This is a genomic window from Flavobacterium mesophilum, assembly GCF_039581405.1.
Taxonomy (GTDB): domain Bacteria; phylum Bacteroidota; class Bacteroidia; order Flavobacteriales; family Flavobacteriaceae; genus Flavobacterium.
This window is the reverse complement of sequence record NZ_JBCPXZ010000003.1, coordinates 595,287-621,539: the sequence shown is the minus strand read 5'-3', so window position 1 is coordinate 621,539 and position 26,253 is coordinate 595,287. Positions and strand designations below refer to the sequence as shown.

At 34.9% G+C, this 26,253-nt stretch carries 24 protein-coding genes and 1 tRNA gene; 18 read left to right on the top strand and 7 right to left on the bottom strand.

All coding sequences use genetic code 11. From position 1 onward, the window contains the following. The first annotated feature begins 18 nt into the window (after window positions 1-18). From AAYQ19_RS11625 to AAYQ19_RS11580, 10 genes are all read left to right on the top strand, one after another. Complete coding sequence (locus AAYQ19_RS11625) at window positions 19-978, top strand: glycoside hydrolase family 43 protein (protein ID WP_343536445.1); 960 nt, start codon at window positions 19-21, stop codon at window positions 976-978. 171 nt (window positions 979-1,149) lie between these two features. After that, on the top strand, window positions 1,150-2,070 hold the full coding sequence (locus tag AAYQ19_RS11620) for an arabinan endo-1,5-alpha-L-arabinosidase (protein ID WP_343536444.1): 921 nt from the start codon (window positions 1,150-1,152) through the stop codon (window positions 2,068-2,070). 14 nt (window positions 2,071-2,084) lie between these two features. Continuing rightward, a complete protein-coding gene (locus tag AAYQ19_RS11615; RefSeq protein ID WP_343536442.1) occupies window positions 2,085-4,067 on the top strand; it encodes a glycoside hydrolase family 127 protein in 1,983 nt (660 codons plus the stop codon). 273 nt (window positions 4,068-4,340) lie between these two features. Further along, window positions 4,341-6,326 (top strand): alpha-L-arabinofuranosidase family protein, encoded by a 1,986-nt coding sequence (locus tag AAYQ19_RS11610; protein WP_343536440.1) that lies wholly within the window; start codon window positions 4,341-4,343, stop codon window positions 6,324-6,326. 167 nt (window positions 6,327-6,493) lie between these two features. Continuing rightward, window positions 6,494-8,185: a ribulokinase gene (locus tag AAYQ19_RS11605; RefSeq protein ID WP_343536438.1), complete on the top strand. Its 1,692-nt coding sequence runs from the start codon at window positions 6,494-6,496 to the stop codon at window positions 8,183-8,185. After that, the gene (locus AAYQ19_RS11600) at window positions 8,169-8,870 is read left to right on the top strand and encodes an L-ribulose-5-phosphate 4-epimerase (RefSeq protein ID WP_213258554.1); all 702 of its coding nucleotides are present in this window, start codon (window positions 8,169-8,171) and stop codon (window positions 8,868-8,870) included. Before AAYQ19_RS11605 ends, AAYQ19_RS11600 begins: the two co-directional genes overlap by 17 nt. A 180-nt stretch (window positions 8,871-9,050) precedes the next feature. After that, the gene (gene araA / locus AAYQ19_RS11595; protein WP_343536437.1) at window positions 9,051-10,559 is read left to right on the top strand and encodes an L-arabinose isomerase; all 1,509 of its coding nucleotides are present in this window, start codon (window positions 9,051-9,053) and stop codon (window positions 10,557-10,559) included. 139 nt (window positions 10,560-10,698) lie between these two features. After that, window positions 10,699-11,883, top strand: coding sequence for an aldose epimerase family protein (locus AAYQ19_RS11590; RefSeq protein WP_343536436.1), 1,185 nt, complete (start codon window positions 10,699-10,701; stop codon window positions 11,881-11,883). A gap of 166 nt (window positions 11,884-12,049) precedes the next feature. Next, entirely contained in the window at window positions 12,050-12,673 is a 624-nt protein-coding gene (locus AAYQ19_RS11585) for a hypothetical protein (protein WP_343536434.1), read from the top strand. An 11-nt stretch (window positions 12,674-12,684) separates the two neighbouring features. Continuing rightward, window positions 12,685-13,161, top strand: coding sequence for an OsmC family protein (locus AAYQ19_RS11580; RefSeq protein ID WP_343536432.1), 477 nt, complete (start codon window positions 12,685-12,687; stop codon window positions 13,159-13,161). A 109-nt stretch (window positions 13,162-13,270) separates the two neighbouring features. Here the strand turns inward: AAYQ19_RS11580 and AAYQ19_RS11575 are convergent. Continuing rightward, window positions 13,271-13,350 (bottom strand) — tRNA-Leu (locus AAYQ19_RS11575). A 287-nt stretch (window positions 13,351-13,637) separates the two neighbouring features. Between AAYQ19_RS11575 and AAYQ19_RS11570 the strand changes: the two genes are divergently transcribed. The 4 genes from AAYQ19_RS11570 to AAYQ19_RS11555 all read left to right on the top strand — a co-directional run bounded on the left by AAYQ19_RS11570 (window position 13,638) and on the right by AAYQ19_RS11555 (window position 16,987). Beyond that, on the top strand, window positions 13,638-14,579 hold the full coding sequence (locus tag AAYQ19_RS11570) for a ribose-phosphate pyrophosphokinase (RefSeq protein ID WP_343536430.1): 942 nt from the start codon (window positions 13,638-13,640) through the stop codon (window positions 14,577-14,579). Between the two features lie 126 nt (window positions 14,580-14,705). Next, window positions 14,706-15,317 carry a 50S ribosomal protein L25/general stress protein Ctc gene (locus AAYQ19_RS11565; RefSeq protein ID WP_343536429.1) on the top strand — a complete coding sequence of 204 codons (612 nt, stop codon included), beginning with the start codon at window positions 14,706-14,708 and terminating at the stop codon, window positions 15,315-15,317. A 289-nt stretch (window positions 15,318-15,606) separates the two neighbouring features. Further along, complete coding sequence (pth, locus tag AAYQ19_RS11560) at window positions 15,607-16,236, top strand: aminoacyl-tRNA hydrolase (RefSeq protein WP_343536428.1); 630 nt, start codon at window positions 15,607-15,609, stop codon at window positions 16,234-16,236. A 139-nt stretch (window positions 16,237-16,375) separates the two neighbouring features. Continuing rightward, the gene (locus AAYQ19_RS11555) at window positions 16,376-16,987 is read left to right on the top strand and encodes a superoxide dismutase (RefSeq protein WP_343536426.1); all 612 of its coding nucleotides are present in this window, start codon (window positions 16,376-16,378) and stop codon (window positions 16,985-16,987) included. Between the two features lie 787 nt (window positions 16,988-17,774). On the opposite strand, the gene AAYQ19_RS11550 is transcribed toward AAYQ19_RS11555, so the two are convergent. Beyond that, on the bottom strand, window positions 17,775-19,673 hold the full coding sequence (locus AAYQ19_RS11550) for an amidophosphoribosyltransferase (RefSeq protein ID WP_343536425.1): 1,899 nt from the start codon (window positions 19,671-19,673) through the stop codon (window positions 17,775-17,777). 80 nt (window positions 19,674-19,753) lie between these two features. Beyond that, the gene (locus AAYQ19_RS11545; protein WP_035646428.1) at window positions 19,754-20,677 is read right to left on the bottom strand and encodes a PfkB family carbohydrate kinase; all 924 of its coding nucleotides are present in this window, start codon (window positions 20,675-20,677) and stop codon (window positions 19,754-19,756) included. 235 nt (window positions 20,678-20,912) lie between these two features. Here AAYQ19_RS11545 and AAYQ19_RS11540 point away from each other — a divergent pair, with 235 nt between their 5' ends. Next, window positions 20,913-21,482 (top strand): hypothetical protein, encoded by a 570-nt coding sequence (locus AAYQ19_RS11540; protein ID WP_343536424.1) that lies wholly within the window; start codon window positions 20,913-20,915, stop codon window positions 21,480-21,482. A 2-nt stretch (window positions 21,483-21,484) separates the two neighbouring features. Here the strand turns inward: AAYQ19_RS11540 and AAYQ19_RS11535 are convergent, their stop codons facing one another. Together AAYQ19_RS11535 and AAYQ19_RS11530 are read right to left on the bottom strand one after the other, a co-directional pair. After that, window positions 21,485-21,880: a hypothetical protein gene (locus tag AAYQ19_RS11535; protein WP_343536423.1), complete on the bottom strand. Its 396-nt coding sequence runs from the start codon at window positions 21,878-21,880 to the stop codon at window positions 21,485-21,487. Next, a complete protein-coding gene (locus tag AAYQ19_RS11530; RefSeq protein ID WP_343536421.1) occupies window positions 21,864-22,451 on the bottom strand; it encodes an RNA polymerase sigma factor in 588 nt (195 codons plus the stop codon). The genes AAYQ19_RS11535 and AAYQ19_RS11530 overlap by 17 nt, the downstream gene beginning before the upstream one ends. Before the next feature lie 293 nt (window positions 22,452-22,744). Here AAYQ19_RS11530 and AAYQ19_RS11525 point away from each other — a divergent pair, with 293 nt between their 5' ends. Continuing rightward, window positions 22,745-23,104, top strand: a complete 360-nt coding sequence (locus AAYQ19_RS11525; RefSeq protein ID WP_343536420.1) for a DUF6249 domain-containing protein — start codon at window positions 22,745-22,747, stop codon at window positions 23,102-23,104. Window positions 23,105-23,158: 54 nt separating this feature from the next. Here the strand turns inward: AAYQ19_RS11525 and rnhA are convergent, their stop codons facing one another. Beyond that, a complete protein-coding gene (gene rnhA, locus AAYQ19_RS11520) occupies window positions 23,159-23,638 on the bottom strand; it encodes a ribonuclease HI (RefSeq protein WP_343536419.1) in 480 nt (159 codons plus the stop codon). Window positions 23,639-23,769: 131 nt separating this feature from the next. Then, window positions 23,770-24,348: a phosphoribosylglycinamide formyltransferase gene (purN, locus tag AAYQ19_RS11515; protein ID WP_343536418.1), complete on the bottom strand. Its 579-nt coding sequence runs from the start codon at window positions 24,346-24,348 to the stop codon at window positions 23,770-23,772. A 175-nt stretch (window positions 24,349-24,523) separates the two neighbouring features. Here purN and AAYQ19_RS11510 point away from each other — a divergent pair, with 175 nt between their 5' ends. Further along, window positions 24,524-24,760, top strand: a complete 237-nt coding sequence (locus tag AAYQ19_RS11510) for an acyl carrier protein (protein ID WP_007137004.1) — start codon at window positions 24,524-24,526, stop codon at window positions 24,758-24,760. A 236-nt stretch (window positions 24,761-24,996) separates the two neighbouring features. After that, window positions 24,997-26,250: a beta-ketoacyl-ACP synthase II gene (gene fabF, locus AAYQ19_RS11505; RefSeq protein ID WP_343536417.1), complete on the top strand. Its 1,254-nt coding sequence runs from the start codon at window positions 24,997-24,999 to the stop codon at window positions 26,248-26,250. The last annotated feature ends 3 nt before the right edge of the window (window positions 26,251-26,253 follow it).

Here is a 26,253-nt window from a genome sequence, read left to right as displayed (position 1 = left end):
TTTGCCAAATAAAATCTAATGAAAAACATATTTACAAGCCTTTCCATTTTATGCTTAATTCTGTCCTGCAATACGGCAACAAGTCAGACTGCGCCATTAAAATTGAACAATCCAATTATAAAAGATCAATACACAGGCGATCCTGCGGCATTGGTTTATAAGGATAAAGTGTATTTGTATGCAGGTCACGACGAGGCACCAAATGATTTTAATTTTTATAAGATGAACGAATGGGTGGTTTATTCTTCATCGGATATGAAAAAATGGGAATCGCATCCCGTGCCTTTAAAAGTAACCGATTTTAAATGGGCAAAAAGTGATGCTTGGGCTTCGCAGGTAATTGAGAGAAATGGAAAATTTTATTGGTTTGTAACAGTTGAACACGGAACAATTCCTGGAAAAGCAATTGGTGTTGCGGTTTCAGACAGTCCAATCGGGCCTTTTAAAGATGCTTTAGGAAAAGCTTTGATTACAAATGATATGACCAAATTTACCGATATAAGCTGGGATGATATCGATCCAACGGTTTATATCGATAATGACGGACAAGCGTATTTGTTTTGGGGAAATACCTCTTGTCATTATGCCAAACTAAAAGAAAATATGACTGAAATTGATGGAGAAATTCATCATATCGATCTGCCACATTACACCGAAGCACCTTGGATTCACAAACATAAAGATTGGTATTATTTGTCATACGCTTACGAATTTCCAGAGAAAATCGCTTATGCCATGAGCAAGTCAATTACGGGTCCATGGGAATTTAAAGGAATTTTGAACGAATTAGCTGGAAACAGTAACACGAATCACCAAGCAATAATTGATTTTAAAGGACAATCGTATTTCATCTATCACAACGGTGCATCGCAACCACATGGAGGAAGTTTCAGAAGATCGGTTTGCGTGGATAAATTATTTTACAATAAAGATGGAACAATGAAACGCGTCGTAATGACTTCTGAAGGAATACAATAGATATGTCAGTCTGAGCGAAGTCGAAGACACCGAAGTTTTCAACGGTTCTTTATATGATCTTATGAAAGTTTTCAGTTGAGGTCTAAACTTAAATTTACTTATATCACTTATATGATTTACAAAAATATAAAACACATAATTTCAGCCTTCTTGATGCTAACAGCGTCAGTTATGACAGCGCAAGAAATTGTAGTTCACGATCCCGTTGTGATCAAACAAAAAGACACGTATTATTTGTATTGCACTGGAAACGGAATCAGCGTTTTCAGTTCAAAAGATTTGAAAAAATGGGACAAACAACCTCAGGTTTTCGCAGCAAAACCAGTTTGGGCAGATGGCGTTGCGGCCGATTTTAAAAATCATATTTGGGCGCCAGATATTTCATTCCACAACAATGTTTATTATCTGTATTATTCGGTTTCGGCTTTCGCCAAAAACACTTCGGCGATTGGCGTTGCGACTAATACAACATTAGATCCAAATGATAAAAATTACAAATGGGTTGATCAAGGAATTGTCATTCAGTCGCAGCCAAACCGCGATATGTGGAATGCCATTGATCCGAATTTGGTTTTTGATGAAAACAATACGCCTTGGCTGGCTTTTGGTTCTTTTTGGGAAGGACTAAAAATGGTAAAATTAAATCCCGATTTAAAATCGATTGCACAGCCTCAAGAATGGCATACGATTTCTAAACGCAAAAGAAGTTTTGAACTAGCCGATTCTGACCCAGGAGACGCAGCATTGGAAGCTCCTTTTATTTTTAAGAAAAACGGTTATTACTACCAATTTCTTTCTTGGGATTTATGTTGCCGCGGAGAAAAAAGCACCTATAAAGTTGTCGTTGGAAGATCTAAAAATGCAACCGGACCTTATGTCGATAAAGATGGAAAATTGTTAACAGAAGGCGGAGGAAGCATAGTAGTTCAAGGCGACGAGAATTACTTTGGCGTGGGCCATAACAGCGCTTATACGTTTGATGGGAAAGATTATATTTTCTACCACGCTTATGAAAAAAAGACCAACGGAACACCAAGATTAGTAGTTAAAGAAATGCAATGGGATGCCAATTTGTGGCCCATTTTAAAATAGAATATCCAATTAAAATGAAGAAATACAATTTACCAATTTTAACGATTTTCATGTCGCTTTTGATTTTGGCTTCGTGTAAAGAAACCAAAAACAATTCGGTACAGCCAAGTGATAAAACCTCAGTTTTAAAAGCAGGTTATCAAATCGAGCCTGTGAACATTCAAAATGTAAAACTGACAGATTCTTTTTGGTTGCCAATTATCAAAAGAGTACAGGAAATCACTATTCAATATGCCATCCAAAAATGTAGTGAAGAAGGCCGTTTTGAGAATTTCTTGATTGCAGGAAAACAAAAAACTGGAACCGTTAGAGGAGAAATGCCTTTTGATGATACAGACGTTTACAAAATCATTGAAGGCGCTTCGAATACTTTGATCAGTGCTCCAAATCCTAAATTAGAAAAAGTTCTGGATTCACTTATTGCAATCGTAAAAATTGGCCAAGAAGCCGATGGATATTTGACGACTTGGAGAACTATAAATCCGGCAAAACCGCCAGCAACCTGGGTTCCAGTTATCGAAGGAAAGCGTTGGGAATCGCTTCAAATTAGTCATGAATGTTATAACGCAGGACATTTAATCGAAGCCGCTGTGGTACATTACGAAGCAACTGGAAAAAGAAATTTCCTTGACATTGCCATCAAAAATGCCGATTTGTTTGTGAAGACTTTTGGAGATGGTCCGGGTCAGGTAAAAGGAGTTCCGGGGCATCAGATTATTGAAACGGGTTTAATCAAATTGTATCAAATTACAGGAAAAGAAGATTATCTAAAATTGGCTAAATACTTTTTAGACAATCGCGGAAATCCAAACAATCATAAATTATATGGCGAATATGCACAAGATCATATGCCGGTAATTCAGCAAAATGAAGCTGTTGGTCATGCTGTTCGTGCGGTTTACATGTACGCTGGAATGACCGATATTGCTGCGATGACAAAAGATAAATCATATGAAAATGCCGTAAATAATTTGTGGAATAATATGGTGAACAAAAAAATGTACATCACGGGCGGAATTGGTTCAAGACATGACGGAGAAGCTTTTGGAGCCAATTACGAATTGCCAAACTTAACCGCTTACAACGAAACTTGCGCCGCAATTGGTGACGTGTATTGGAACCACAGACTGCATAGTTTATACGGAAAATCGGAATATTTTGATGTGATCGAAAGAACGATGTACAACGGATTAATTTCGGGGATTTCGCTTGACGGAAAACAATTCTTTTATCCAAACGCCTTAGAAGCCGATGGCGTTTATAAATCAAATAGAGGTTCTTGCACGCGCCAGGCTTGGTTTGATTGTTCTTGTTGTCCAACGAATTTGATTCGTTTTATTCCGTCAATTCCAGGATTAATTTATTCCAAAACAAATGATGTTTTATACGTAAATTTATATGCCTCAAATAATTCGGCTTTCAAATTAGGAAAAACAGATTTACAGATTTCGCAACAAACTTCTTATCCTTGGAATGGAAAAGTTGGAATCTCGGTTAATCCTAAAAAAGAAGGCCAATTTACGATCAAACTACGCGTTCCGGGCTGGGCTAGAAATGAAGTTTTGCCAGGGGATTTATACACTTACAAAAAAGCCTCAACTCAAAAAGCCTCAATTACAATAAATGGAGAAGCGGTAGCAATGCAGCAACAAGACGGCTATTTTACCATCAATAGAAATTGGAAAAAAGGCGACAAAATCGCACTTAATTTCCCAATGGAAGTTCAGGAAGTTGAGACGAATTCTAAAGTTGAAACGAATAAAAACAAAGTTTCTCTTGAGTACGGTCCAATCGTTTACGCTGTTGAAGAAATCGACAACAAAACCAATTTTGACAAAATAGATGTTTCGGCTTCAGATACTTTCAAAGTGAAAAAAGAGGCAAATCTTTTGCAAGGCGTTAATGTGATCGAAAATTCAAAATTCAAAGCCATTCCATATTATTCTTGGTCGAATCGTGGCGTAGGAAAAATGAAAGTTTGGTTGGATTATAAATAGAGACAATAGAAAATAGAAGAAAGAAGTAAGAGGCAAGATTTTATATTTTGAATGAAAAAATAAAATAAAATAAATCTGCTCAATCTGCGGAATCTGCGAGAAATAAAATTTGAACACATAGCTATGTGAATTTTAAAAAATGAAATGCCTTTTTTAGACAACGGATACTATGATTCTATGTGTTTAAATTAAAGCCAAAAGTGAAAAACAAAAATTAAAAACCCGTTTTATCCGCGTCATTCGCGTGCCAAAACACATTTAAATAAATAAAAAATGAAGTCCAATTTAATTACAAAAATTACCCTTTGCGGTTTATTGCTGAACGGCATTTATGCATCGGCACAAAAAAATAATCTTCAGGTTGATGTTGCAAAAACAGTAACCAAAATCGAACCTACAATGTACGGAGTGTTTTTTGAAGATATCAATTTTGCAGCCGATGGAGGTTTGTATGCCGAAATGATCAAAAACAGATCTTTCGAATTCCAGTTTCCAATGATGGGATGGAATGAGCCAAACAGCGACCGTCATAAATTAAACACACAATCAGGAATTGCAAATGTGATTCAGTATTCTCAAAAAGGGACAAATCATAATTATTGCAGAGTTACAATTAATGACGCAAACGGTTATGAGTTGATTAATGAAGGCTTTAGAGGAATGGGGCTTAAAAAAGATTTGAAATACAATTTATCTTTGAAAGCATCTAAAATTTCTGGAAATATTTCAAAAATTAAATTCCAATTTATTGATAAAAACAACAAAGTTTTGGGCGAAACTTCAATCGTTCCAACTTCTAAAGATTGGTCAAATTATACGGCTCAATTGACATCTTCTGCAACGGAAGCAAAAGGAAAATTGAAAATTACTTTTGAAGGAAATGGAGTGATCGATTTAGACAATATTTCGCTTTTTCCTGAGGATACTTGGAAAGGAAGAAAGAACGGAATGCGTGCCGATTTAGTACAATTATTATACGATTTAAAACCTGGATTTTTGCGTTTTCCTGGAGGATGCATTGTTGAAGGAAGAACTTTGGCAGAGCGTTACCAATGGAAAAAATCAGTTGGAAATGTTGAAGACAGAGAAACAGCGGTTAACCGTTGGAACATGGAATTCAAACACAGACCAGCACCAGATTATTTCCAGAGTTTTGGTTTAGGATTTTTTGAATATTTCCAGCTTGCTGAAGACATTGGAGCTTCTCCGCTTCCAATTTTAAGCTGTGGAATGGCGTGCCAATTTAACACTGGAGAATTAGTTCCGATGGACCAAATCGATCCGTATGTGCAGGATGCTTTGGATTTGATCGAATTTGCAAATGGCGATGCTACAACAGCTTGGGGTAAATTAAGATCAGATATGGGACATCCAAAACCATTCAATTTAAAACTTATCGGAGTTGGAAATGAGCAATGGGGACCAGATTATATTGAGCGTTTCAAAGTTTTCCAAAAAGCAATTAAAGCAAAATATCCAAACATTACGATTGTTTCTGGAACAGGACCATTCCCTGACGGAGATTATTTTGATTACGGCATGAAAGAACTTAAAAGCCTAAATGCTGAAATCGTTGACGAGCATTATTACAAAGATCCAGCTTGGTTCCGTAAAAATGTAACGCGTTATGACAATTATGACCGTAAAGGACCAAAAATTTTCGCAGGCGAATATGCAGCACAAAGTGTAGCAATTGCAAGTCCGGAGAATAAAAACAACTGGGAATGTGCGTTCTCTGAAGCAGCATTTATGACGGGAATGGAGCGTAATGCTGAGGTGGTGCATTTGACATCTTACGCACCTTTATTAGCGCACGTTGACGGTTGGCAGTGGACGCCAGATATGATTTGGTTCAACAATTTGCAGTCGTACGGAACTCCAAATTATTATGTGCAGAAATTATTCTCAAATAATAAAGGAACCGATTTGATTAACATTACAAAAGATGGAAAAGCAGTAATTGGTCAAAATGATTTGTTTGCATCGGCTGTAAAAGATGTAAATACAAAAGAAGTAATCTTGAAAATTGTAAATACATCGGCTTCATCTCAAAACGTTTCTATCGACTTAAAAGGAGCAAAATTGGAGGCAAAAGGAACGGCAGTTACATTGAAAGGAGATGGCATAAATGATGAGAATTCTTTTGAAGCGCCAACTAAAATTAGCCCAAAAGAAAGCGAATTTAAAGTAAGCGGAAGCAAAGTTCAGTATGATTTTGCGCCTTACTCTGTTACGGTTTTGAAAATTAAGATGAAATAATCGTAAGATAATAAGTGTAAATCACACGTTTATTGATTTTTTGGATTCAAAATACTTGATTTTGATGCATTATTTGTAAAAATCAAGAAGCCAGTTTTTATTAAGTGTTTTTTATACACTTATAAATTAATTATATTTATATTTGTCAACAACAAAACAAATTTAGAATGAAAAATTACGTAATAGGATTGGACTACGGAACAGATTCTGTTCGAGCGGTGCTAATAGACACTGAAAATGGGCAAGAGCTGGCATCGAACGTTTCTCATTATAAAAGATGGAAAAACAAGCAATATTGTGACGCCTCTATAAATCAATTTCGCCAACATCCTTTGGATCATATTGAAGGATTGGAAATCACGATTCAAAATGTTGTAAAAGAAAGTAAAGTGGATCCTTCATTGGTTCGCGGAATTTGTATCGACACAACTGGATCTTCTCCAGTTCCAGTTACAGCAGATGGAACGCCATTAGCATTGACAAAAGGTTTTGAAGAAAACCCAAATGCGATGATGGTTTTATGGAAAGACCACACTTCTATAAATGAAGCAAACGAAATCAACGAACTGGCAGTTAGCTGGGGCGGAGAAGACGTGACAAAATACGTTGGAGGAATTTATTCTTCGGAATGGTTTTGGGCAAAAATTCTTCACATTGCAAGACAAGACGAAGCGGTTAGAAATGCAGCACACACCTGGATGGAGCACTGCGATTTAATGACGTATTTGTTAATTGAAGATAAAGATTTAAAAACATTCAAAAGAAGCCGTTGCGCAGCTGGTCACAAAGCCATGTGGCACGCAGACTGGAACGGATTACCACCAGTTGAATTCTTAGAAAAATTACATCCGTATTTAGCGACTTTACGTGGCAATTTATATGATGAAACTTATACTTCAGATTTAGTTGCTGGAAAATTGAGCAAAGAATGGGCAGATCGTTTAGGACTTTCTACAGAAACTGTTGTAGCTGTTGGAACTTTCGACGCGCATTCTGGTGCAGTTGGAGCTAAAATCGAAGAGAATACTTTAGTTCGTGTTATGGGAACTTCAACTTGCGATATTCTAGTTGGTTCTTATGAAGAAGTGGGAACAAAAACGGTTCGTGGAATCTGCGGTCAAGTTGACGGATCTGTAATTCCAGGATTTATAGGTTTGGAAGCAGGACAATCTGCTTTTGGTGATTTATTGGCTTGGTACAAAGAATTGCTAATGTGGCCGACTGAACATTTATTAGCTTCTTCATCAACTTTAAATGATGCTCAAAAAGAACAATTAAGAGAAGAATTCAGCGATAAATTAATTGTTGAATTAACAAAAGAAGCAGAGAAAATTCCAGTTTCTGAAAGTCTTCCAATTGCTTTAGATTGGATTAACGGAAGAAGAACTCCAGATGCAAATCAAGAAGTGAAAAGCGCGATTTCAAATTTATCTTTAGGAACAAAAGCACCTCATATTTTCAAAGCTTTAGTAAACGCAATCTGTTTTGGAGCGAAGAAAATTGTAGACCGTTTTGAAGAAGAAGGTGTAAAAATCGACAGCGTTATCGGAATCGGTGGTGTTGCTCGTAAATCGCCTTTCATCATGCAGACTTTGGCTAACGTTTTAAACAAGCCAATTAAAGTGGCAGCTTCAGACCAAACTCCTGCTTTAGGTGCGGCAATTTATGCAGCAGTGGCAGCCGGAATTTATCCAAACGTTATTGAAGCAAGCCAAAAAATCGGAAGTGATTTTGACGGAGAATATTTCCCACAATTAGATCAAGTAGCAGCTTATAATAAATTGCTTGTGGGGTACGAACAATTAAGTGCTTTTGCAGATCCAACTATTAAAATTTCTCAAAATGAGTTCTCTTTATAAAGATTTAAAACAAGAATGTTACGAAGCCAACATGCAGTTGAATGCATTGAATTTGGTGGTCTATACTTTCGGAAATGTAAGCGCTGTTGACAGAAAAAATGGTGTTTTTGCCATTAAGCCAAGCGGTGTTCCTTACGAAGATTTAAAACCTGAAGATATCGTTATTGTCGATTTTGACAATAACGTTATTGAAGGGACAATGCGTCCGTCTTCAGACACAAAAACGCATGCATATTTGTATAAAAACTGGCCAAATATAGGCGGAGTGGCTCATACGCACGCAACGTATTCTGTGGCTTGGGCACAAGCGCAGCAAGATATTCCGATTTTCGGAACAACTCATGCAGATCACTTAACGGCTGACATTCCGTGTGCGCCCCCGATGGCAGATTCTTTAATTGAAGGAAACTACGAGCACAATACTGGAATTCAGATTTTGGATTGCTTCAAAGAAAAAAATCTTTCTTATGAAGAAGTAGAAATGATTTTAATTGGAAATCACGGTCCGTTTGCATGGGGAAAAAATGCGGCAAAAGCGGTTTACAACAGTAAAGTTTTAGAAGTGGTGGCAGAAATGGCTTATCTGACTTTACAAATAAACCCAAACGCACCAAGATTAAAAGATTCATTAATAAAGAAACATTACAACCGTAAACACGGAAAAGATTCGTACTACGGACAGTAAAAATTTTTGTTTCAGGTTTAAAGTTTCAAGTTGTTGGAACGTGAAACCTGAAACTTGAAACAAAATAATAAAAACAATATATAACAAAGATTTTCCGCATTTCAAACTTGACTCGAGAGCTCTGCTCGAATAGGCGAAGCAAACCTGAAACAAAGAAAACTTGAAACAAAATAAAAAACAATGATAGACATTTCTCAAAAAGAAGTATGGTTTGTAGTAGGAAGCCAAGAATTATACGGTGAAGAAACACTTAGAAAAGTAGCAGAACATTCTCAAATTATTGCAAAAGGATTAGACGCTTCATCTTCAATTCCGGTAAAAGTGGTTTACAAAGATGTGGTAAAATCGCCTTCACAAATTTTAGATGTATGTTTGGCGGCAAATTCTGAGAAAAACTGTATCGGAATTATTGCTTGGATGCATACTTTCTCACCAGCAAAAATGTGGATTGGTGGATTAAATATCCTTAAAAAACCGTTATGCCACTTACATACGCAATACAACGCTGAAATTCCGTGGGGAAGCATCGATATGGATTTCATGAACTTGAATCAATCGGCTCACGGAGATCGTGAATTTGGTTTCATTATGTCTCGCTTGCGTAAAAAACGTAAAGTAATTGTAGGTCACTGGGAAGACCAAAGAGTTCAAAAACAATTGGGAATCTGGTCAAGAGTTGTCTTAGGATGGGATGAACTTCAAAACTTGAAAGTAGCTCGTATTGGAGATAATATGCGTGAGGTTGCTGTTACAGAAGGTGATAAAGTTGAAGCTCAAATTCGTTTCGGAATGTCTGTAAACGGATACGATTCTTCAGACGTTACAAAACATATAGAAAAAGTAACAGACAAACAATTAGCTGATTTGTTAGCAGTTTATGAGTCTTCTTATAACTTAACGGATTCTTTAAAAGAAGGCGGAGCACAAAGAAGTTCATTAGTTGAAGCAGCAAAAATCGAATTAGGATTAAGAGCTTTCCTTGAAGAAGGAGGATTTGGCGCTTTTACAGATACATTTGAAAACCTTGGAGTTTGGAAACAATTACCAGGAATCGCAACACAAAGATTAATGGCCGATGGTTATGGTTTTGGTGGAGAAGGAGACTGGAAAACCGCTGCAATGGTAAGAGCTTTAAAAGTAATGTGTGTTGGTTTGGAAGGTGGAACTTCTTTCATGGAAGATTATACGTACCACTTCACACCACAAAAATCATATGTTTTAGGTTCTCACATGTTGGAAATTTGTCCATCTATTGCTGACGGGAAACCTTCTTGCGAAGTGCATCCATTAGGAATTGGAGGAAAAGAAGATCCAGCGCGTTTAGTATTCAATTCGCCTGCAGGTGATGCAATCAACGTTTCTTTGGTTGATATGGGAACTCGTTTCCGTTTAATTGTAAACGAAGTTGAAGCAGTTAAACCAATGGCAGAATTACCAAAACTTCCAGTTGCTCGCGTTCTTTGGGATTGTAAACCAAATTTAGAGGTTGCGGCAACAGCTTGGATTTTAGCTGGTGGAGCGCACCACACGGTTTACAGCCAGTCAATCACAACAGAATATATGGAAGATTTCGCAGACATCGCTGGAATCGAATTATTGGTAATTGATGAGAAAACAACTGTAAGAGAGTTTAAAGATAAAATTAATGCCAACGAAGCATATTTTCACTTATTCCAACACGGACTATAAGGCAGTAAAACGTAATTTGTTAGATGTGAAATGTGAAAAAAATTAAAAAGGTGATTTTTACATTTATAAAATGATTAAATTTCACATCTGACATTTTATATCTAACATCTAACTTTTACAAACCAAAAAAATATCATTTATGAATGCATTAAAACGTTGTGTTTTCGGAATCGGCCTTTTAAGTTTGGCTGCAGTTTCAGTTCAGTGTAAAGGCGATAAAAAAGCCGATACAGAAAAAGTTGCCACTGATGAAAAAGCATTAGTTACAATCGATAAATCAGAATACGGAACTACTGCCAAAGGCGAAAAAGTAGAGAGCTATAAACTGAAAAACCAAAATGGGATGGAAGTTGACATCATCACTTTTGGAGGAAGGATTACAGATTTGAAAGTGCCTAATAAAGCAGGTGTTTCTGAAAATGTAGTAATCGGATTCAGTAATTTGGCACAATACGAAAAAGAAAATCCATTTTTTGGAGCTTTAATCGGAAGATACGGAAACCGAATTGCAAAAGGTAAATTTTCGCTTGACGGAAAAGAATATCAATTGGCAATTAACAACGCTCCAAATGCTTTACACGGAGGTCCGCAAGGATATTTCAACGTGGTTTGGAAAGCCGATGAGGTTAAATCTGGTGAAACAGCTTCTTTAAAATTGTCTTACTTAAGTAAAGATATGGAAGAAGGTTATCCAGGAAACTTGAAAGTTATTGTAACGTATACATTGACAAATGACAATCAGTTAGAAGTGCTTTACGAAGCAACTACAGACAAAAAAACGGTTGTTAATTTAACACAGCATTCATACTTCAATTTATCTGGAGATTTTACAAAAACAATCTTAGATCACGAATTGACTTTAAATGCAGACAAATTAGTTCCAGTAGACGCGACCTTAATTCCGACAGGAAAATTAGATGATGTAGCGGGAACTCCTTTCGATTTCAGAACTCCAAAATTAATTGGAAAAGACATTAATGCTAAAAATGAGCAATTAGAAAGAGGAAAAGGTTACGATCACTGCTGGGTGTTGAACAATCCTGAAAAAGGAAAAACAATCATTGCAAAAGTATACCATGCAGCAAGCGGAAGAATTATGGAAATGACATCAGACGAACCTGGAATTCAGTTCTACTCTGGAAATTTCCTTGACGGAACGTTGCCAATGCCAAACGGAGGAACTTACGCGCACAGAACAGGATTGTGTCTAGAAACAGAACATTATCCAGATTCTCCAAACCAGAAAAACTTTCCAACAACGGTTTTAAACCCGGGAGAAAATTATAAAACGAAAACTACTTTTAAATTTTCGGTTCAAAAATAATCTTTAGAATTTGTTTAGTTAGTTCTAATTCTCTGAAAAACCTCGAAAGTGTCGGCTTTCGAGGTTTTTTGTTTTTATAAAGGAATAATTTTTTAATTTATTTCACTACTGTTAAAAGATTAACTTAGCAAGCTTAATTCATCTTAGGAAACTGAAAAATTGCAAAATGAAAAGAAAAATTATTTATATTTTATTCTCCATTTTATTTCTTCACAGCTGTCAAAATAAAGATAAAAGCCAGTCGGAAAACAATTCAATTGATAAATCAGATTCAGACAAAAAATCGGATTTATCGAATGATAGCAAGGAACAAATAGCATTAGTTAAAGACTTTATGAAATGGTATATTAAAAACATGGATATGCTGGGTAAATTTGATGTTATTGGTGGAGGACCAATGGATGAGAAAGAGAATGAGGAGGCAGAAAATTATTATGTAGATTTTAAAGAAGCCGAAAAATATATTTCGGAATTGAAAAAAAGTGGTTTTTTAACTGATAACCTTCTTAAAAATGAAGAAAAATTGTTTTTAGAAGCGGATCAATATTACAAAGAGAACCCAGAAAATGACGGACCTCCTTATGGTTTTGATTATGATCATTTCTTTCTTACTCAAGAAGCATTTGAGGAAGATCTACTGAATATTGATAAAAGTAAATATACTGTAAGTCAAAAGGATGAGTTTAATTCCGAGGTGAAGTTTGTTCTGCCTATATCTGGAGGTTATAAATATTCCTTAAAAAGGATAGGTGGCAAATGGTTTATTGAGAAAATAGAATCAGTACAATAATCAAATAATTTATGGGATTTAAACATCTATTCAAAGTCCAATTAGATTGGATTTTTAAACAAAACTCGGTTCAATCTTCCAAAAGATTCTACAGCAAAACCCATCAAATTCAAATTGAAGGAAAACCCGTTTTGGACATTTCCGCAGCAAAAGCCTTCAAAGGCGATCCAGAATTATACAATCCCGAAGATTTATTGTTAAGCAGTTTAGTTTCCTGCCACATGATGTCCTATTTATACGTCTGTTCTCAAAACGATATAGAAGTCATCAGTTATTCAGACAACGCTGAGGCAACATTAGAAGTAAATCCAGATGGAAGTGGGCGTTTTACAGAAGTTCGATTAAATCCAAAAGTCACGATTACAAATAAAGATAAAGTGGAGTTAGCTTTAGAGTTGCATTACAAAGCGAATCAATTGTGTTTTATTGCCAATTCATGCAATTTTCCAGTTTTGCATAATGCGAGTTGTGAGGTTTTCACCATATAAGTGATATAAGTTCATTTAAATAAAGAGCTTTAAACGCGCAGTTATATTTTCTTATATGGTTCAAAAAAAAACATAAAAAAACCTCTTCCGTTAAGAAGAGGTTTTTAAGTACCCGGAGCCGGAGTCGAACCGGCACGGTTTCCCACAGGTGTTTGAGACCAGCGCGTCTACCAATTCCGCCATCCGGGCTTAGCAGACGAAAAAACAATCAAAATTGATTATTTTAACGCAATAGAATGAAGTCGTAAACGATGTCATTCCTTTAACACGGTGCAAATGTAAAAAATAAAATTAAACATTCTAATAAAAATACTTAATTTTTTTACTTTCAGTGTCAATAAATTTTATAAATTTGCAGCTCGTTAAAACGACGCACACACAACTAACTACAACCGAGGTAAATACATCTAAAAGGCTAAAACAAAAAAAGTTTGGCTTATTTGACGGAAAGCTTCGGAATAAAACAACAAATTATAATGTCGCACCTAGAACCAGAAGCTAAAATTTTTGCTTGTTCACAAAGTGTTTATCTTGCAGAAAAAATTGCAGAGCAGTACGGAATTCCGTTAGGAAAAGTAACGATGTCAACGTATAGCGATGGAGAATTCCAGCCATCTTACGAAGAATCAATTAGAGGTTTACGAGTATTCATCGTATGTTCAACTTTCCCATCGGCAGATAATTTGATGGAATTGTTATTAATGATTGATGCTGCAAAACGCGCATCAGCAAGACATATTACAGCTGTTATGCCTTATTTTGGTTGGGCAAGACAGGATAGAAAAGATAAACCAAGAGTTCCAATTGGAGCTAAATTAGTAGCAAACCTACTAACAGCTGCAGGAGCAACAAGAATCATGACAATGGATCTGCATGCAGACCAAATTCAAGGATTCTTTGAAAAACCAGTAGATCATTTATTTGCATCTACAATCTTTTTGCCTTACGTGCAAAGTTTAAATTTAGAAAACTTAACTATTGCATCTCCAGACATGGGAGGTTCAAAAAGAGCATATGCTTACTCTAAGTTTTTAGAATCAGATGTAGTAATCTGTTACAAACAAAGAAAAGCAGCTAACGTTATCGACACTATGGAATTGATTGGTGAAGTAAAAGGTCGTAACGTAATCTTAGTTGACGACATGATCGATACAGGAGGAACTTTAGCGAAAGCGGCAGACCTTATGATCGAGAAAGGAGCACTAAGCGTTCGAGCAATTTGTACACACGCGATATTATCAGGCGGTGCGTATGAAAAAATCGAAAACTCGAAATTGACAGAATTAATCGTAACCGATTCTATTCCGTTAAAGAGAGAATCAAACAAAATTAGAGTAGTGAGTTGTGCACCTCTATTTGCAGAAGTTATGCACATGGTGCACCACAACAATTCAATTAGTGGAAAATTCATTATGTAAAAGCAATATGCTTTAGGCTTTAGGCCGTAAGCTTATTTGCTTTACATAAAAAAGCCTAAAGCGTATTGCTTAAAGCTTACAGCAAATTAGAATAATTTATTTATTAATAACTATATTTTTTTTACAATGAAATCGATTACAATTAAAGGATCAGAAAGAGAAAGCGTGGGCAAAGTAGCTACTAAAGCCTTACGTAATGCTGGAGCGGTTCCTTGCGTGTTATACGGAGGAAATCAAGCAGTACACTTCTCAGCAGACGCTGCAGCGTTCAAAAACTTGGTTTACACTCCAAACGCACACACAGTTGTGATTGAGCTTGGAAAAGGAAAATCATTCAATGCAATTTTGCAAGATATCCAAGTTCACCCAGTAACTGACAAAATTTTACACATCGACTTCTTCCAATTATTTGATGATAAAGAAATCACAATGGAAGTTCCTGTGAAAATCGTTGGTACATCTAAAGGTGTTCTTGCGGGAGGTGTTTTACGTTTGAACCAACGTAAATTAAAAGTTAAAGCTTTACCAGCAAATCTTCCTGATTTTGTTGAAGCTGACATCACTCCACTTGAAATGGGTAACAAATTATATGTTACTAAAGTTGGAAAACCAGAGTACAAAATTATGCACCCAGACAACACAGTTGTTTGTCAAGTGAGAATCTCTCGTGCTGCTATGAAAGCTGCTCAAGAGGCTGCAAAAGCTGCAAAAGCTCCTGCAAAAGGAAAGAAAAAATAATTTTTTTCACTCTATACAAAAAGCCCCAATCGAAAGATTGGGGCTTTTTTTTTGGAGGTTCTAAGATGCTGAGGTTCTAAGGTTCTAAGATTTTGAATTTCTTGGTAATTATCTTTGCGTAAAACCTTTGCGAACTTTTTTAAGGTTAAGATTTTAAGCGCAAATTTTTTTAATTTCTGTGAGATCTCTGCGTAAAACCTTAGCGTGCTTTGCGGTTAAACCATTACAGACAGGAAATTATCTAATTAACAAAATTGCCAAATTATCTAATTAAGTTTACTTTTGCCAAATGATAAAATGGATAACAAAACTGTTTTCATCAACACCAAAAGAAGAGAACGTAGAAGACATTATGAAAAAATACTTAATCGTAGGTTTAGGAAATATCGGAGCCGAATATGTAAACACAAGACATAATATAGGATTCAAAGTGCTTGACTTTTTAGCAAAAAAAGAAAGCTTGTCTTTTGAAACCGTAAAACTAGGAGCTTTGGCGGAATATAAATTTAAAGGAAGAACCTTTTTTCTTTTAAAGCCAAACACTTACATGAACCTGAGCGGAAAAGCTGTAAAATATTGGATGGATAAGGAAAATATTCCATTGGAGAATGTTTTAGTAATTACGGACGATTTAAATCTGTCATTTGGAACAATCCGAATCAAGCCAAAAGGAAGCGACGGAGGCCACAACGGACTTAAAAACATTAATTTGGTTTTAAATACACAAAATTATACGCGTTTCCGATTCGGAATCAGCGACCAATTCAAAAAAGGCCAGCAAGTCGATTATGTTTTAGGCGAATGGAACGATGAAGAAAATTCAAAATTGCCTGAAAGATTAGAAGTTTCATCTGAAATCATAAAATCTTTTGGAACCGCCGGTTTAGAAAATACAATGACTACTTTTAATGGAAAATAAAGATTTACAGTCGTTTGCATGATAAAAATGCAAATTATCAGTTAATTAAATTCAATTATAACGAAATAGTATTTTCAATTCCAAAGTTAAATGTCTAAATTTGGAATAAATTATTATAAACCATAAAAATTAGAATATCATGGCTTTTGAATTACCACAATTACCTTACGCATACGACGCGTTAGAACCACATATTGATGCACGTACAATGGAAATTCACCATTCAAAACATCATAACGCGTATACAACAAATCTTAATGCTGCTATTGCAGGAACAGATTTAGAAGGAAAAACAATCGAAAATATCTTAATCAACTTAGATAAATCAAACGCAGCTGTTCGTAACAATGGTGGAGGTTTTTACAACCACAATTTATTCTGGACAGTAATGTCTCCAAATGGAGGAGGATTACCAACTGGTGATTTGTTAGCTGCAATTGAATCTTCTTTCGGATCTTTCGAAGAGTTTAAAGCAAAATTTGCTAAAGCTGGAGCAACTCAATTTGGTTCAGGATGGGCTTGGTTAACAGTTCAAAAAGGTGGAAAATTAGAAGTTGTAGGTACTCCAAATCAAGATAATCCATTAATGCCAGAAGTTGCTGGTAACGGTGGAACTCCAATCTTAGGAATGGATGTTTGGGAGCACGCTTACTACTTAAACTACCAAAACAGAAGACCAGATTATATCGAAGCTTTCTTCAATGTAATCAATTGGACTGAAGTAGCAAGAAGATTTGCTTTAGACAAATAATAGTCTAAAAGAGTAAAGAATAAAGAGAAAAGACGGATGATTGAAAGATTGTCCGTCTTTTTTATTTTGTAGTAGTCTTGCTTCTGTTATCTTTCTTCTCGTTTCTAAAAAAATAAAAAAGGCGGAATCTCTTCCGCCTTTTTTGCCCCAAATCTACCATAAACTTAACCTACTAATGTTATGGTTCGGTAAATGTATGGTGGCTATTCGTAGTAAAAAAACTTTTTAGATGAAAGGCAAATATTTTCGATAAAATGAATGGATTTGCAGTTGGAAGGGGTGGAAAGGAGTGATTAGTAACTAGTGAAAAGTAAATTGTGAAAAGTGACTTGGAAAATTTAAAGGGAAAGGAGAAGGTGGAGTTTTTTTCTTTTCTCTTTCTTCTTTTTTCTCTACTCTTTTTCTTGGCTCCATTCTCTAAAAAAAAGAAAATAAAAAAGGCGGAATCTCTTCCGCCTTTTTTGCCCCAAATCTACCATAAACTTAACCTACTAATGTTATGGTTCAGTAAATGTATGGCGACTATATGTAGTAAAAAAATTTTTTAGATGAATGGTCGATATTTTCGACGAAGTGATTCTAATAAGTTGTTTTGTAAATACTTATCTGAATAAAATAAAAAAGGTGGAATTGCTTCCACCCTTTTTGCCCCAAATCTACCATAAACTTAACCTACTAATGTTATGGTTTCCCAAAAGTATTATAGCTTTTCATTTTCACCAAAGAAATAGGATGAACGGCAAAAAAAATCGATGAAATGCACAAATTAACTTTTCATTAATAGTTTTTAGTATGCTCTAGCGTCTTTTCCTTCGTAAAAATTCATGAATGCACGATTCACAACTCGGTTACCTCCAGGAGTTGGATAATCTCCTGTAAAGTACCAATCTCCTAAATTTTTAGGACATGCAACGTGAAGATCATCTACAGTTTGGAAAATAATCTTTACTTCGGCATTAATTTCTGGAGAGCTTAACATTTCGGCTATTTTTTCTGAAATTTCTTCTTGAGTAAATTGGCTGTAAATTTCAGTTACATAATTTACAACATCTTTATCGGCGAAATTTTCTTGTGCTTTACATTTTGCATAAACTTCATCTACAATATGGTAAAGGTTTCTTTCTTTTAATAAAGCAAGTGCTGCTCTAAACGCAACTAAACCTTCTAATTTTGCCATATCAATTCCGTAACAATCAGGATAACGAATTTGCGGTGCAGATGAAACGATAACAATACGTTTTGGTTTCAAGCGATCCATCATTTTGATGATGCTCATTTTTAATGTAGTACCACGAACAATACTGTCGTCAATAATGACTAAGTTGTCTTCTGGTTTGATTACACCATAAGTAACATCGTAAACGTGAGCAACCAAATCATCACGACTGCTGTCTTCAGTAATAAAAGTTCTAAGTTTAGCATCTTTGATTGCCACTTTTTCTGTACGTATTTTTACAGCTAAAAGTTCCTGAAGCGTTTCTGCAGTTAGTGTATTTCTATTTTCTAGAATATAATTGTTTTTTCTCTGATTTAAGAAATCCTGTGCAGCTTCAACTAAACCATAAAATGAAGTTTCAGCAGTATTAGGAATATAAGAGAAAACGGTGTTGTCTGTATCGCTGTCAATAGCTTTAAGAACTGCAGGTAAAATTAATTTACCTAAATCTTTGCGCTCTTGATAGATTTCAGCATCACTTCCTCTTGAGAAATAAATTCTTTCGAATGAACAAGCTTTCTTAACAGTTGGCTCTAAGATTTGTTTCATAGAAACATTTCCATTCTTCTTGATAATCAAAGCATTTCCTGGATCAATTTCCTGAACGCTTTCGAAAGGAACATTGAAAACAGTTTGAATAACTGGTCTTTCAGAAGCTACAACTACTACTTCGTCATCTTGGTAGAAGTAAGCTGGACGAATTCCTGCCGGATCTCTGAAAACAAATGCATCACCATGACCTAATAAACCAGCCATAGCATAACCTCCGTCTAAATTTTTAGCTGAACGAGCTAATATTTTAGCAATATCCAAACGCTCAGCAATTACTGGAGAAGCATCTCTTTTTGAATAGCCTTCAGCTTTACAATCTTGGTACAATTGCATTACTTCTTTATCTAAGAAGTGACCAATTTTTTCCATTACTGTAACCGTATCAGCCATTTCTTTTGGATGCTGACCCAATTCAACTAGATTTTCGAAAAGTTCTTTAACATTTGTCATGTTAAAGTTTCCAGCCAAAATCAAGTTACGGTGCATCCAGTTGCTTTGACGCAAAAATGGGTGAACGCTTTCGATGCTGTTTTTTCCAAAAGTCCCGTAACGAACGTGACCTAAGAACAACTCCCCGATATATGGAATTTTTTCTTTTAATTCTTTAATGTCGCCTCCAAGTTCTGGATGTGCTTTTAATTCTTCGCTAATTCTTTCATTAATCTGTTTGAAAACATCCTGAATTGGCTGTGCGTGATTAGAACGAACTCTACTAATGTAACGTTGTCCTGGATCAACATCTAATTTTATGCTTGCAAAACCAGCTCCGTCTTGACCACGGTTGTGCTGTTTTTCCATCATTAAATACATTTTCTGAATTCCGTAGAATGCCGTTCCGTATTTTTCTTTATAATATTCAAGCGGTTTAAGTAGTCTAACTAAAGCTATCCCACATTCGTGTTTTAAAGCGTCGCTCATTGTTTTTTGTATTTGTGTTGTTGTAAGTTGTGTGTATTAACGTAATAAAAAAAGCCCCGTGTTATCGAGGCTTTTGCGCATTATATTTCTATGTCAAACTGAGTTAACGACTTAAATTGCTGTAATCGAATCGCCACCTCGGCCTTGCTTAATGTTTCCATCCTTTCAGTTCCAAATTTCTCCACACAGAATGAAGCTAAATTTGAACCATAAATAATTGCATTTTTCATGTTGCCAAACGAAATGTTTTCGCTTTGCGCAATAAATCCAGAAAAACCACCTGCAAAAGTGTCTCCTGCTCCTGTTGGATCAAAAACTTCTTCTAATGGTAAAGCTGGTGCAAAGAATACTTCTCTATTGTGGAATAAAAGTGCTCCGTGTTCTCCTTTTTTGATCACCACATATTTTGGTCCCATATCTTGGATTTTCGCAGCCGCTTTTACTAATGAATATTCACCAGAAAGTTGTCTTGCTTCTTCGTCATTGATTGTAATAACATCTACACGTTTGATAACGTCTAGTAATTCTGGAAGAGCGCAGTCCATCCAAAAGTTCATTGTATCTAAAACAACTAATTTTGGTTTTTTCTCCATTTGGTCTAAAACACTGCTTTGTACTAATGGGTGTAAGTTTCCTAACATTACCACATCAGCATCTTTGTAGTTTTGAGGAACTTTTGGCTGAAAATCTGCCAAAACATTCAATTCAGTAACAAGAGTGTCTCTAGAATTTAGGTCGTTGTGGTATAAACCGCTCCAGAAAAAGGTTTTTCCGCCTTTTACAATTTCGATACCAGAAATATCGATATTTTTTGAAGTCAATAAATCTAAATGTTCTTGAGGAAAATCGTCGCCAACTACAGAAACAATGGCTGATTGCAAGTTAAAAAATGACGCTGATAATCCGATGTAGGTTGCAGCACCACCTAATATTTTATCTGTTTTTCCGAAAGGAGTTTCAATCGCGTCGAAAGCAACTGTTCCAACAATCAATAGTTTATTCATTTTATGAATTTCGAATTAGGGTGCAAAGATACTCTATAAGTTACAATATTGCAACGGTTTAGGTTCTCAAAATTTTCTTAAAAAAAAGACATCGATTTCGGAGTAAAATTCCTGTAAATGAGCTTTTTAAAAATGAATTTTGGAAGAGCTTAAAATAGGTTTTCTGGATTTGAAATGCAACTTATAGTTCTAAAAATGTTTTTCATTAGATTTGTTTAAATATGAAATCTCAACTATGAAGAAAATCATTCTTTTATTACTGTTTTGCGTTTTGTTTTCTTGTGAAAGAAAAGAACCTAATTTTTCTAAGGAAATGATTGAGAAATTATCTTATATGCAGGAAGATTCAGAAGGAGGGTTGTTGCCTTCTCAATATCTTAGGTTGGAGTTGTATTTAGTAACAAAGGATGAAAGAATTCTTCGCTGTAATAATCATGATTTATTCTTTTCCTATAAAAAATATTACTCAAATAAATTTGAATCATTCGAAGAGTTTTTAAATGCAGTTCTAAATGAAGATTTCTTTCTGAAGAATAAAAATCTAAAGAATTTTAATTCCTTTTATAGTTTTAAATTAAATCCCAAGTTAAAAAAGGAATATTATGATTTAGGATTTGAAAATTTTTTAAAGAAATATTCTAAAGGCCCAATTAGAAAAGGAGAATTGGAGTTTAATAAATCTGACTTAAAAAATGATGAATATTTTACGATAGCCTATTATCTATATGTAAACCAATATGATATAAGCCAAGATTGTTATCTTGGAAAAGATTACATTTATAAAAGAGAAGACTACTTTAAATAAATCTACAGCTGATACTTCTTATCAAAATAATTTTTCAAAACCCCAATCTGAATTAGCATCATAATAGGAACAATCAAAAAGGCATATAATATGTTTTTTGAAATATGAATTCCTGAAAAGATTGCAGAGATTTTATCAGTATATGATTTGTCGATTTCAAAATTATTTTCTGCCCCCGCAAAAAGAAAATTGTAAACAATCAAAAGAATGACAGCAGCGCCAATAAAAATCCAAGTTGTTGTTGAAATTAAAGGTCTGTAAGGCTTGATTTTTGCTTTTTCGGCAACAAGAATTTGCGACATCAAGTTTGAAGTAAAGTCGGCAGATGGCGATTGCAAAGCGTTTTCGGCCATCATTTTATCAATAAGGTTTTCTAAGTTTTTATCGCTCTCTTTCATAATACTCAACTATTTCGGGTTCTAACTGCGTTTTTAAAATGGTGGCTAATTTTTGTCGGCTTCTAAATAATTTTACTTTGACATTATTAGCATTTATATTCATGATTTTGCCAATTTCTTCTAAACTCTGATCTTCAAAATAAAAGAGCGTAAGCAAAAAATTATCGTCACTTGGTAACAAATTTAAGCATTTTTGAATCGCCTGCTTTCGTTCTGTGTCAACTAAAGCGCTCAACGCATTGTCCATTGTTTTAATTAAATGTGACGAAAATTCATCAATGGAAATATTATTATCTTCTTTTTTGTTTTTCTTTAAACGATCTAAACACGTATTATAGGATATTTTATAAATCCAAGTTGAGAATTTTGAATCGCCTTTAAACTTGCTCAACGAATTAAATGTTTTTATAAAAGTGTCCTGCGCGGCTTCTTCGGCTTCTTCTCTGTTTTTGACCATTTTGAGCGACAATGTAAAGATCATATCCTTATAACGGTCGACCAGCACGGCAAACAAATTGGTTTCGCCCTGCAGGATTCTGTCGATATAATGCTGATCATTTAACGTACTCATATTATATAAGACGATAGGTCTTTTGTTTAGGTTACAACAAAATGAAAAAAAATCAAAATTTAAATTTCAAATTCCAATTGAGATGGAAATTCCAAAAAATAAATTCCAAATTCCAATTGGCGGAATAATATATAGGAGAGCTTTGTCAAAGTTTCTGAGTAATAAAATTAATTGATTATCAGCAGTTTTTGGAATTTGGAATTTAAATTTTGAATTTTTTTAAAAAAACTTGTAACCTCAATTTAAAAGGTGTCGTCCTATGGAGTATCAATCAATTATAAAAACATAAAATCATGGGACCACAAGTATTAGTACCTCTTAGCCTTTTTGCAATGATCTTCGGGATCGTTTATCTAATTTATTCAACAAGAAACAGAGAACGTTTAGCTCTTATAGAAAAAGGTGTTGATGCCAGTATCTTTTTAAAAGGAGAGGGCAAAGGCGTTCCAGCTTGGAAAATATTTGTTATAAATACCGCTTTTCTTTTAATCGGAATTGGACTTGGAATGTTTATAGCTTTATTCATTACAACATATACAGCAATGAATTCTGATGTTGTTTATCCAGCAACTATCATTACAATGTCTGGAATTGGATTGTTGGTAGGATTTGGCGCAGCCAAAGACTTAGACAAAGTACAAGAAGAAAAATAAGACAGAGAAAAAAATGGAATAACGTATCAGATTAGTTCTGATACGTTATTTTTTTTATAGCAATTTAGAATCGGTGTTTTCGTAATACGAATCAATAGAAAGTTTCGGTTGCATTGATGCCATTACGGCCAATTGATCGCAACGCTCGTTTTGCGGATGATTATTGTGGCCTTTGATCCATTTAAAATCAACTTGATGTTTTCGGTATGTAATCAAAAAACGTTTCCACAAATCAGCATTTTTTCTTCCGGCAAAACCTTTTTTCTCCCAACCCAGAACCCATTTTTTTTCAACAGAATCGACAACATATTTAGAATCAGAAACAACCAACACTTTCATGTTTGGCTTTTTCAGTTTTTCTAAACCGACAATTACAGCCAAAAGTTCCATTCTATTATTAGTAGTTAAACGGAAACCTTCGTAGAATTCTTTTTTATGTGGCGTACCAACTAATTCCATTACGACTCCGTAACCGCCATTTCCCGGATTTCCTTTGGCAGCGCCGTCTGTATATATATGTACTTCGTGAGACATTTTTTAATTTTCTTTACCATATAAGTTATATAAGTTCATTTAAATATATTGACTTATATTTCTTAGGCTATTATTTAGATAATAAGTTTTAAAACTCTGGCCTTATAATTATCTTATATGGCTTATATGGTTTAAATTTTATAATTTGAATCTTCTAAGATTTTCTGGATTATTTCAGGAAAATGTTTTTGTTCCAATTCGTGAATCTTTTCTGCAACAGTTTCTGGAGTATCTTCATCGGTTAAGGCAACATTTGCTTGAAAGATAATAGCGCCTTCATCATAGTTTTCATTTACATAATGAATAGAAATTCCGGTTTCTTTTTCCTTATTATTAACGATTGCTCTGTGTATGTGCATTCCGTACATTCCTTTGCCTCCATAATTAGGTAAAAGTGCTGGGTGTATGTTGATTATCTTATTTGGATATTTCTCAATTATGTTTTCTGGAAATTTCAATAAGAAACCAGCTAAGATTATCAAATCTGGGTCGATTTCTTGTACTTTTTGTAATACATTTCTTTCTAAAAGTTCGTTTTTTGAGAAGATTTCGACAGGAATTTGATGATTTTTTGCTCTTTCAATCACTTTTGCTGAAGCATTATTTGTAAAGACCGAAACGACCTTTGCAATTTCGGTGTTCGAAAAATATTTTATAATGTTCTCTGCGTTAGTTCCTGATCCTGAGGCGAAAACGATAATTTTTTTCATAAAGTTGTGTGTTTTGAGAATGCAAAAAACGGAATAAAAATCGAAAATAAATAGCTTTAAAACGGCTTTCTTGAAATTAATTTTATAAATTAGTGTCACATTTATAAACTAAATAGTTGTTTTAAAATAAAGTTTTTTATTTTTGCCAACAAATTAAATTCTAAAATTAAAGATTATGTCAGACATTGCATCAAGAGTAAAAGCGATTATCGTAGACAAATTAGGTGTTGACGAAAACGAAGTTGTAACAGAAGCAAGCTTCACTAATGATTTAGGAGCTGACTCATTAGACACTGTTGAGCTTATTATGGAATTCGAAAAAGAATTTGATATTCAAATTCCAGACGATCAAGCAGAAAACATTGCTACTGTAGGTCAAGCTATTTCTTATATCGAGGAAGCAAAAAAATAATAATACCACACCCGATTTCTAAAAATCCCAATTTTTGAAATTCCAAATTCCAGTTGGAATTTGATTTTTGATTTTTGAAATTTTTAAGAGTCGGGTGTTATTATTTTTTTTAAAATTAAAATTCGATTGATTTTCAATCAATAAGATATATTTATATTGTAATGCCCATGGCTCTTAAGTAACATTATGTTAAGAAAGCGTGGGTTTTATTTGTTTAAAGTACAAAATACATATTTATGGCATTAAGGCGAGTTGTTGTAACAGGATTAGGTGCACTTACTCCTATTGGGAATAATATCCAGGAATATTGGAATGCACTTGTGAATGGAGTAAGCGGAGCCGCTCCTATCACATATTATGATACAGAGAAGCATAAAACGAAATTTGCCTGCGAAGTGAAAAACTTCAATATTGAAGATTACATGGATCGCAAGGAATCTCGTAGACTAGATAAATTTGCTCAATATGCAATTGCTGCCAGTGATGAAGCTATTAAAGATGCTGGAATCACAAATGATAACGTAAACAAACAAAGAGTTGGTGTTATCTGGGGAGCTGGTATTGGCGGTTTAGAAACTTTTCAAGAAGAAGTAATGTACTATGCGAAAGGCGATGGAACTCCAAAATTCAATCCGTTTTTTATTCCAAAAATGATTGCTGATATTGCTCCTGCACATATTTCTATGCGTAATGGCTATATGGGACCAAATTATACTACAGTTTCTGCATGTGCATCATCTGCAAATGCATTAATTGATGCTTTCAACTACATTCGTTTAGGAATGTGTGATGTTATCGTATCTGGAGGATCTGAAGCAGCTGTTACCATTGCAGGTATGGGAGGTTTTAGTTCAATGCACGCTTTGTCTACAAGAAATGAAAGTCCAGAAACAGCTTCAAGACCTTTTGATGCAACCAGAGATGGTTTTGTTTTAGGTGAAGGAGCAGGAGCTTTGGTTCTTGAAGATTATGAGCATGCAAAAGCAAGAGGTGCAAAAATCTATTGCGAAATTGGTGGTGGCGGAATGTCATCTGATGCTTACCACTTAACAGCGCCGCATCCAGAAGGAATTGGAGTTATTGCCGTAATGGAAAATACTTTAAGAGATGCTGGAATGACGCCTGATCAAGTGGATCACATCAACACTCACGGAACTTCGACGCCTCTTGGAGATGTTGCTGAGTTAAAAGCAATTAGTGCAGTTTTTGGTGATCATGCTAAAAATATCAATATCAATTCAACAAAATCAATGACAGGACACTTGCTTGGTGCTGCTGGAGCTATTGAGGCAATTGCTTCAATCTTGGCTATGCAACACGGAATTGTTCCTCCAACGATTAATCATAGTGTTGTGGACGAAAAAATTGATCCATCTTTGAATCTAACCTTAAACAAACCTCAAAAAAGAGAGGTAAATGTTGCAATGAGCAATACTTTTGGTTTTGGTGGACACAATGCTTGTGTATTGTTTAAAAAATTCGTTGACTAATTT

Coding starts and splice junctions, on each gene's coding strand:
- AAYQ19_RS11625 (WP_343536445.1), top strand. CDS start 19: ATGAAAAACATATTTACAAGCCTTTCCATTTTATGCTTAATTCTGTCC.
- AAYQ19_RS11620 (WP_343536444.1), top strand. CDS start 1,150: ATGACAGCGCAAGAAATTGTAGTTCACGATCCCGTTGTGATCAAACAA.
- AAYQ19_RS11615 (WP_343536442.1), top strand. CDS start 2,085: ATGAAGAAATACAATTTACCAATTTTAACGATTTTCATGTCGCTTTTG.
- AAYQ19_RS11610 (WP_343536440.1), top strand. CDS start 4,341: ATGAAGTCCAATTTAATTACAAAAATTACCCTTTGCGGTTTATTGCTG.
- AAYQ19_RS11605 (WP_343536438.1), top strand. CDS start 6,494: ATGAAAAATTACGTAATAGGATTGGACTACGGAACAGATTCTGTTCGA.
- AAYQ19_RS11600 (WP_213258554.1), top strand. CDS start 8,169: ATGAGTTCTCTTTATAAAGATTTAAAACAAGAATGTTACGAAGCCAAC.
- araA (WP_343536437.1), top strand. CDS start 9,051: ATGATAGACATTTCTCAAAAAGAAGTATGGTTTGTAGTAGGAAGCCAA.
- AAYQ19_RS11590 (WP_343536436.1), top strand. CDS start 10,699: ATGAATGCATTAAAACGTTGTGTTTTCGGAATCGGCCTTTTAAGTTTG.
- AAYQ19_RS11585 (WP_343536434.1), top strand. CDS start 12,050: ATGAAAAGAAAAATTATTTATATTTTATTCTCCATTTTATTTCTTCAC.
- AAYQ19_RS11580 (WP_343536432.1), top strand. CDS start 12,685: ATGGGATTTAAACATCTATTCAAAGTCCAATTAGATTGGATTTTTAAA.
- AAYQ19_RS11570 (WP_343536430.1), top strand. CDS start 13,638: ATGTCGCACCTAGAACCAGAAGCTAAAATTTTTGCTTGTTCACAAAGT.
- AAYQ19_RS11565 (WP_343536429.1), top strand. CDS start 14,706: ATGAAATCGATTACAATTAAAGGATCAGAAAGAGAAAGCGTGGGCAAA.
- pth (WP_343536428.1), top strand. CDS start 15,607: ATGATAAAATGGATAACAAAACTGTTTTCATCAACACCAAAAGAAGAG.
- AAYQ19_RS11555 (WP_343536426.1), top strand. CDS start 16,376: ATGGCTTTTGAATTACCACAATTACCTTACGCATACGACGCGTTAGAA.
- AAYQ19_RS11550 (WP_343536425.1), bottom strand. CDS start 19,673: ATGAGCGACGCTTTAAAACACGAATGTGGGATAGCTTTAGTTAGACTA.
- AAYQ19_RS11545 (WP_035646428.1), bottom strand. CDS start 20,677: ATGAATAAACTATTGATTGTTGGAACAGTTGCTTTCGACGCGATTGAA.
- AAYQ19_RS11540 (WP_343536424.1), top strand. CDS start 20,913: ATGAAGAAAATCATTCTTTTATTACTGTTTTGCGTTTTGTTTTCTTGT.
- AAYQ19_RS11535 (WP_343536423.1), bottom strand. CDS start 21,880: ATGAAAGAGAGCGATAAAAACTTAGAAAACCTTATTGATAAAATGATG.
- AAYQ19_RS11530 (WP_343536421.1), bottom strand. CDS start 22,451: ATGAGTACGTTAAATGATCAGCATTATATCGACAGAATCCTGCAGGGC.
- AAYQ19_RS11525 (WP_343536420.1), top strand. CDS start 22,745: ATGGGACCACAAGTATTAGTACCTCTTAGCCTTTTTGCAATGATCTTC.
- rnhA (WP_343536419.1), bottom strand. CDS start 23,638: ATGTCTCACGAAGTACATATATATACAGACGGCGCTGCCAAAGGAAAT.
- purN (WP_343536418.1), bottom strand. CDS start 24,348: ATGAAAAAAATTATCGTTTTCGCCTCAGGATCAGGAACTAACGCAGAG.
- AAYQ19_RS11510 (WP_007137004.1), top strand. CDS start 24,524: ATGTCAGACATTGCATCAAGAGTAAAAGCGATTATCGTAGACAAATTA.
- fabF (WP_343536417.1), top strand. CDS start 24,997: ATGGCATTAAGGCGAGTTGTTGTAACAGGATTAGGTGCACTTACTCCT.